This is a genomic window from Oleiphilus sp. HI0117, assembly GCF_001635235.1.
Genome location: NZ_LWGA01000558.1, coordinates 1 through 7303, shown reverse-complemented (window position 1 = coordinate 7303; position 7303 = coordinate 1). Strand labels below are relative to the sequence as shown.

Genomic DNA, 7303 nt, shown 5'->3' with positions numbered 1-7303 from the left:
ATCGATTCTTACCCCAATATAAGCCTTTCAATGCCCACTTCAAACTTGGGGGAACCTGGCTCAATACAGAAGCAACAGACTCGCGTATTGGCTATGAAGAAGAGTCAACTGTACAAGTTACCTGGGGAATCGGTGCTTACTACAGATTCACCGATAGTCCCTGGTTCATCAGCTTTGACTATACCAATCATGCCAAAGATGCTCGCTTCAGCGGCTTTCATATAGGCCGTTATTTTGGCTTCAAAAAACACATTCCTAAAGTGGAAAAAATCGTAAGAACCCCATTTGAGAATCTACAGCTCCAACTCGATTCAGACCAGGATGGCGTGATAGACAAACTCGATGAATGTCCGCTATCGGATCGTGGAGTCGAAGTTGATAAAACAGGGTGCTGTACTGAAAAAGCAGGCTGTATCAGGATTCAGTAGTAATCAATAACGATTATTAGTTCTGTTTCTCATGAGACTGCGCAAGTACAAAACCGAGAAGCATCAGTATAGCTCCCACAAAGCCGTACATACCTAAGACTTCATCGAATACCCAGTAACCAACCATTGCGCCAAAAACAGACTCCATCGAAAATATGATCGCTGCAATAAAGGGGTCTGCTTTCTTTAAAGCAAAGACCTGAAGTGTATACGCCATACCCACAACGAAGATGCCACTACACAAGGCCCAAAGATAAGCAGAGTTGAGACTAGCCATAGGGCCGCCCTCAAAGCTCAGGGAAAAAACTAAACTTAATAAAGCGCAGACAATAAATTGAAAAAGTGCGAGAACAAGCAAGTCATGCTTGCCCACCCAGAAACTGATAGCCCATAAGTGAAGAGCCCAAAAAACGGCTCCAGCAAGTGCCAAGCCATCACCTAAATAATTAAACTTTCCATCAAAACCGCTCAGTAAGGACAAGCCACACAGAGCAATCAAACCACCAATCCAGGTCAGTAAAGGGTAACTTTTCTTAAATAAGATACCGATAAGCGGGACAAGCGCGACATAAAAGCCGGTGATAAAAGCCACATTGGCGACTTTAGTATAGGCCAAGCTGATTTGCTGAAAAGCAGCGCCAGCCGTTAACAGTAGGCCTAAGCCTGCACCGGCGAGAATCGTTCTCTTATTAAGTAAGGCTGTACGCGAACTCTTCGAAGAAAAAATAAAGGGTAATAGCATCATGGCGCCAAAAGCAAAGCGCCAAAAATTGAAGGCAACGGGAGCCATACCCTCCAAGGCCAAACGCTGAGGTGCAAACCCCAGCCCCCATAGCAAAGCAACCAAGAGTAAAAGCAAATTGATAGGAGAGAAAAGTCGACTCATCAAAAGCCCTAAACGCTACTTTTTAAGCTTGCCGCTGTCGCAAAGCCTCGAACAAACAAATCCCTGTCGCAACGGAAACATTTAAGCTGCTAACACTCCCGATCATTGGAATTTTAGTAAGCTGGTCACAATGCTCTCGCGTCAGGCGACGCAGACCACTGCCTTCAGCACCCATTGCGATAGCAGCAGGGCCTTTAAGATCTGTTTGATAGATATTTTGCTCCGCTTCTCCGGCAGCACCCGTTATCCATACACCAAAGTTTTGTAACCACTTCATGGTACGGGCTAAGTTTGTCACTCGAATGACAGGCACATGCTCAGCGGCACCACAAGCCACCTTCTTTGCAGTGGCATTCAAGGGGGCGGACTTATCCTTCGGCACGATCACGGCATGGACACCCGCCGCATCAGCTGAACGTAAACATGCCCCCAGGTTATGAGGGTCAGTCACGGAATCCAGAATCAATAAAAATGGAGGTTCATCTAGCGCTGAGAGAATATCTTCAAGATCTCCTTCATGCTTCTCAACTTCCCCTTTAATAGTTGCCACAACACCTTGGTGACGACCGCTGACCAACTTGTCTAATTCCTTCCGAGGCACATAGTCACAAGAGAGCCCTTTAGACTGAAGCAAGCGAATAAGCTTTGATAAGCGCTGGTCGTCCCTACCCTGCTGTACCAATACAGAGATAACCGAATCGGCCTCTTTTTGCACTAGGGCCTCAACTGCATGCAAACCAAATACGGTTTCTTGATTCATTAACTCTTAACCTTTTGTTTTAACTTTGCGCTTTCTAATTGCTGGCGTCACCGGCTCTGAATTAGCGTCTGATTTTACCTTGTTAATTTTCTTTAAGGGCTTTTTTACTTGCTTGCTTTTTAAAGCTTCTAGCTTGCTTGGCTTGCGCTTTAAAGGCTGGCTAGATTTAAGCTCTTGAGGCTCTTCTGTCTTCAACTCTGAAGAAGACTTCGGCTTTCTTGACTTGGCTTTTACCGGACGCTCGGTTTTCTTTCTTGCGCCATTTCGGGATTTAACCTTAGGTTTATCACTTCCCTGACGTCTATCCGCTTCTTTACGCCGCTCACCTGCCTTCCGCTTGTCCTGACTGTCGCGCTTGCTACCGCTTTTGGGCTTACCTTTCTTAGGGCGCAATTTGTCACGTGACTTGGAACTTGAGCTCACTAGAACCAGGTCAACCTTGCGCTCTTCCAGATTGATGTTTGAGACCTGAACAAGCACCCTATCACCCAGACCAAAGCGCTTACCTGAGCGTTCACCGATCAGGCGATGCTTCGCTGCATCAAATTGATAATAATCACTGTCTAAAGTCGAGACATGAACTAGACCTTCAGCATATAAATCAGCTAGCTCTACAAAGAAGCCAAAGCCCGTCACGGCGGAGATAATACCCTCAAACTCCTCACCCAAGTGTTGCTGTAGGTACTCACACTTAAGCCAGCTCATTACATCACGCGTCGCCTCATCAGCACGTCGCTCAGCCAACGAGCAGTGTTCACCAAGAACCAGCATTTTCGCTAGGTCATATGGGTATTTATACGCTTTTCTTAACTCAGGAACCTGAGCATCCGTAGCAATACCTACGTCGTCAAAATCATTGTTCTTAGCTGAATAAATAACAGACTTGATAGCACGATGTACTAGTAAGTCAGGATAACGCCTGATAGGTGAAGTAAAGTGAGCGTAGTGTTCATAAGCCAAACCAAAGTGACCTTTCTCTTCAGGCCCATAGACTGCCTGGCTCATAGAACGCAATAAGACGGTTTGTAGAACACTGAAATCAGGACGATCCTGGATATCCGCCATAATTTGTTGGTAATCTGAAGGAGATGGATCTTCACCGCCCATCAACTGCAAACCTTGTTCACCTAGAAATGAACGCACATTCTCTAGTTTTTGTGTCGTCGGCCCCTCGTGAATTCGATACAGGGTTGGCAGCTTATGGCGCGATAAAAACTCTGCTGTCGCAACATTCGCACAGAGCATGCACTCTTCTATGATTTTATGGGCATCATTACGTTCAGTTGGTACAATCGCATCAATTTTTCGTTCATCACCAAAAATAATTCTGGTTTCAACCGTTTCAAAATCAATAGCACCACGATCTTTACGACGACTGACCAGCACTTGGTATAAACCATACAGTTCGTGCAGCTCGGGAAGTCGATCAGCAAAATCTTCACAAAGTTGAATGCCATCACTTGAGTCGGGCTCTTCCAGAATGGTTCCAACCTGGTTATAGGTCAAACGCGCGTGGCTGTGCATTACCCCTTCGTAAAAACGACTCTTAAGGACTGAACCTTCAGCGTTAATATCCATTTCGCAGACCATACATAAGCGGTCAACTCTAGGATTAAGGGAACACAAACCATTAGATAAAACCTCAGGCAACATCGGCACAACATGGTCGGGAAAATAAACCGAGGTTGCGCGGTTATTTGCTTCGACATCCAACGGTGACTCAGGGCGTACATAGTGGCTAACATCAGCGATCGCAACATAGAGCTTCCAGCCGCTTCCATTTCGTTGACAATACACAGCATCGTCAAAGTCTCGCGCATCTTCGCCATCAATCGTAACAAGGGGCAAATGCCTGATATCAATACGCCCGGCTTTGTCACTATCGAGAACTTCTGATTTGAGTGTATCGACAGTTTGTTGAACTTCAGGCGGCCACTCAAAAGGAATATTATAGGAACGAATCGCTACTTCGATTTCCATACCAGGAGCCATGTGGTCTCCTAATACTTCAATTACCTGACCGGTCGCGTGCGTGCGTTTAGTCGGATGTTGCAATATCTTAACCACGACATATTGGCCATGCTTGGCTTCAGCCGTATGATCAGAGTCAATTAGAACCTGTTGGGTAATGCGGTTATTTTCAACTTCGACAAATACGATGTTGCCTTCACGATATAAACGTCCAACCAATTGTTCGGTATTTCGTTCCAGGACATCCACAATAACCGCATGACGTTTACCACGATGATCTTCCCTATCTGCGCGTACTAGCACCCGATCGCCATCAAACACCATCTGCATCTGACGAGCCGATAAGTAAAGGTCATCACCGCCTTCATCAAGCTTTACAAAGCCAAAACCATCACGGTGACCTATGACCACACCTTTAAGCAAGTTAACGCGAGAAACCGGTAGATATCGATCACCCCGGTTACGCACTAGTTGGCCGTCTCGCGACATAGCAATAAGACGCCGACGAAGAGCTTCAATTGAATCATCATCTTTCAATGACAGCTCTTCAACTAGTTCAGGATGAGTGGCCGGAGCGTTGCGCGCATCCAGATGAGAAAGAATAAACTCTCGACTGGGAATAGGATTTTCGTATTTCTGCGCTTCGCGATCCTTATGAGGATCTTGCGTGGCTTTACTGGTCTTTTTTGTCATGTGTCCGCACTAAGAACTAATAATTGGGAAAATCACTGAACGCTAGTTAGCTTCAGATTCCCAAAAAGGGAACTGTCCGCTGCCGAACAGTTTAAATTTAGCGCAGAGTATAGCCTTTATAGAGCAATATGTAGATACATATTCACTTTTGCCGGGTCTTGAACAACATGCATTTGAGAGCGTTTAAGGCCGCAACAGGTCGCCAAGTATGTCATATGCGCTTCACTTCTGGGGTTTACATGCCAGTCAAGGAAGTCCATATAGGGCTGGCTAGCGTTATTAGTGCTCAAATTAGCAATGACGATTTCACTTCCCTTTCGCGTATGGCTCATTAGCTTTTCCAAGGTTAGCTTAAACGAGGCATCGTTCAAGTAATCAAATAACCCTTCTGACCAAATCAGGTCATACTTTTCATCGCTTTCAATATCTTGGACTCCGCCATGTGCAAAGCCAACCTGATCACTATACTTACGACACAGGATACTAGCGTAATCTAAAGCCTTCCAGGACTGATCCATGCATAAAAAAGACGAGTCGCTTTTATACTGCCCCAAGTAATCCGCGATAGAGCGGGAAGAACCTGAAGCGATATTTAGGACATTCATACCTTGCTGATGCTGTTCCGCAGCAGCCATTACGTCAACGAAGTAGCGCTGGCTATGTTGAAAGGCCGAAACAAAAGCCTGACTATTCCAGAACTGATCCCAGTTCCTTAAGTCTGTCTTGGGTGTAAGAAAGTGACCGTAAATACGTTCTAATAATTCAAAGTCGCCAGCATAGCCATTGGGTTTTCGATACGCCAAGCCTTGCATAGTATCGAAACTTAGCGCCTTGCCCATCAAGTCTTCTTTATAGTCTGGCCCATAGTAATTAAATTCTCCTCGGCTCTTTGCCTGATTAAAATCAACCAAAGCTTGTTTTAATGCTGGGTACTGATCAGGCTCTGGGCCACCAGCATTCACAAGATCCTGCAAATAAAGTACGGATGTATTCATACTTTTGACCTCACTAAGAAAGTAACAAATAAATGGTCATATCACTGCCCTGCTTCACAAACCTAAAGCAAATACGGACGAACATAGATACCTATGACCGTGAAATTCCTATATCTCTCCATTCTGAAGAAAAAAATTAGAACAAAAAAACCAATTTACAGAGATATAGACGGACAAAACGCAGAAATAGTCACAATTATTTTATTTTTCTTTTTTATTCAGACAGTTAGCTAGATGTCAGCCATGACATCTAGCTCTTTCGTAGGCAGAGGGTTCGCCCCTCAAAATTCGGAGCTCAGTAGAAGCCGGAGGTCATATTTAAAACATGCCTAATGTAATCAATAGTTTATGATCTCTAACCTTGATAGACTTCAAAGTAGATTTTGCTAATTGGTGCTTAGCATCATCGTCACGTAAGCGATAGACAGGAAGCTTCTCGCTAGCTTTAGACAGCACTAGCTCAGCCAGTTTGGCAATCTTTGGTGTTAGTTGTTTTGGCAATAAGTCGATCTCAAGGTCGACCAGTCGAGGTGAGTCTAAATAAAATTCCCCGCTATCCTGCTGGTAGCGGACGGTACCGGCGATTTTACCTCTGCCACCACCTTTAAAGCCGCCTGGTGCGATGACATCAACATGCATAAAAAAGCCAACTTCATTACTGACGTTGATTAACTCCACTTTTGGCTCGGACAAGCGAACAGTAAAGAAGTACTGTTTCTTTTCTAAGGGCATCATCGCCTCAATCTTTTCTTGCAAGCTTCGTTCTGTCAGCTCAATGGTGTAGGTAAATCCTGAGGACATCTGGGAGAATGAAAACATAAGTAAGAATACAAAAATACGGGTCATAGTGAATGTGAGTTTACCTTAAGTACAGCAAATCATGCGAGCCTAAAAGAATCTGTAGCGATTCACTACAAACATTAGCTTTAAGCGTAGCAATCCGCTACAATCCAGATATCAACCTCAGTTTGGAGATTCTTTGATGGCTAAATCCAATTCCCCTATCCGTTTAGAAAGTGAACTTATGAAACAAGCCAAGTTAAGTGGTGAACTTAACAAGCGCTCAGTGGCTGAACAGATAGAATATTGGGCAGAAATAGGCCGCGGGGTTTCTGGTGTCGTAGACCCTGAAACACTCATTAAAGTAAACAGTGGTCTTGCAAAAATCAATGTAGAAGAAACGCATAATGTCGACATTGATGCTGACGATATATTCAGCAACCTGGAACAACAACGCGACTCAGGTTCTTTGATGAGAAACATCACCACTACCAATTATGCCTTTCAGGCCTCAAGTACTGATAAGGGCATGCTTGAAAGAATCGACCAACAAGGTAATGTCACCACCGGCTATTTTGAAAATGGCGTATTTATAGAATCTAGAGTATAAATTGAATAAAGAATCAAAACAGCTGTGGCTGCTCGCCGGAGGAAATGGCGCAGGAAAATCTACCTTTTATAGAACGCAGCTACAACCTCGTGATCTACCCTTCGTTAACGCCGATAATATCGCTCGCCAAGTANTCCCCGATGCGCCTGAAGCGCATAGCTATCAAGCCGCAGCCATCGC

7 protein-coding genes and 1 pseudogene are annotated in these 7303 nt (G+C 44.7%); 3 read left to right on the top strand and 5 right to left on the bottom strand.

The features are described 5' to 3' along the window. Positions 1–428: pseudogene (locus tag A3757_RS26525) on the top strand (hypothetical protein); the annotation flags it as partial. A gap of 16 nt (positions 429–444) precedes the next feature. Here the strand turns inward: A3757_RS26525 and A3757_RS06180 are convergent. The 5 genes from A3757_RS06180 to A3757_RS06160 form a co-directional block, all read right to left on the bottom strand. Further along, positions 445–1314: a DMT family transporter gene (locus A3757_RS06180; protein WP_068511319.1), complete on the bottom strand. Its 870-nt coding sequence runs from the start codon at positions 1312–1314 to the stop codon at positions 445–447. A 22-nt stretch (positions 1315–1336) separates the two neighbouring features. Continuing rightward, the gene (rlmB, locus tag A3757_RS06175) at positions 1337–2074 is read right to left on the bottom strand and encodes a 23S rRNA (guanosine(2251)-2'-O)-methyltransferase RlmB (protein ID WP_068511320.1); all 738 of its coding nucleotides are present in this window, start codon (positions 2072–2074) and stop codon (positions 1337–1339) included. Positions 2075–2080: 6 nt separating this feature from the next. Further along, positions 2081–4738, bottom strand: a complete 2658-nt coding sequence (gene rnr / locus A3757_RS06170) for a ribonuclease R (RefSeq protein WP_068511323.1) — start codon at positions 4736–4738, stop codon at positions 2081–2083. A 116-nt stretch (positions 4739–4854) separates the two neighbouring features. Then, complete coding sequence (locus A3757_RS06165; RefSeq protein WP_068511324.1) at positions 4855–5733, bottom strand: class I SAM-dependent methyltransferase; 879 nt, start codon at positions 5731–5733, stop codon at positions 4855–4857. A gap of 318 nt (positions 5734–6051) precedes the next feature. Further along, on the bottom strand, positions 6052–6579 hold the full coding sequence (locus tag A3757_RS06160; protein WP_068511326.1) for a DUF1439 domain-containing protein: 528 nt from the start codon (positions 6577–6579) through the stop codon (positions 6052–6054). A 136-nt stretch (positions 6580–6715) separates the two neighbouring features. On the opposite strand from A3757_RS06160, the gene A3757_RS06155 reads away from it, so the two are divergent. Both A3757_RS06155 and A3757_RS25645 read left to right on the top strand, forming a co-directional pair. Beyond that, positions 6716–7123, top strand: coding sequence for a hypothetical protein (locus tag A3757_RS06155; RefSeq protein ID WP_068511328.1), 408 nt, complete (start codon positions 6716–6718; stop codon positions 7121–7123). 1 nt (position 7124) lies between these two features. Continuing rightward, positions 7125–7303 (top strand): AAA family ATPase (locus A3757_RS25645; protein ID WP_156506220.1); only part of this gene is annotated, 179 nt, incomplete at its 3' end.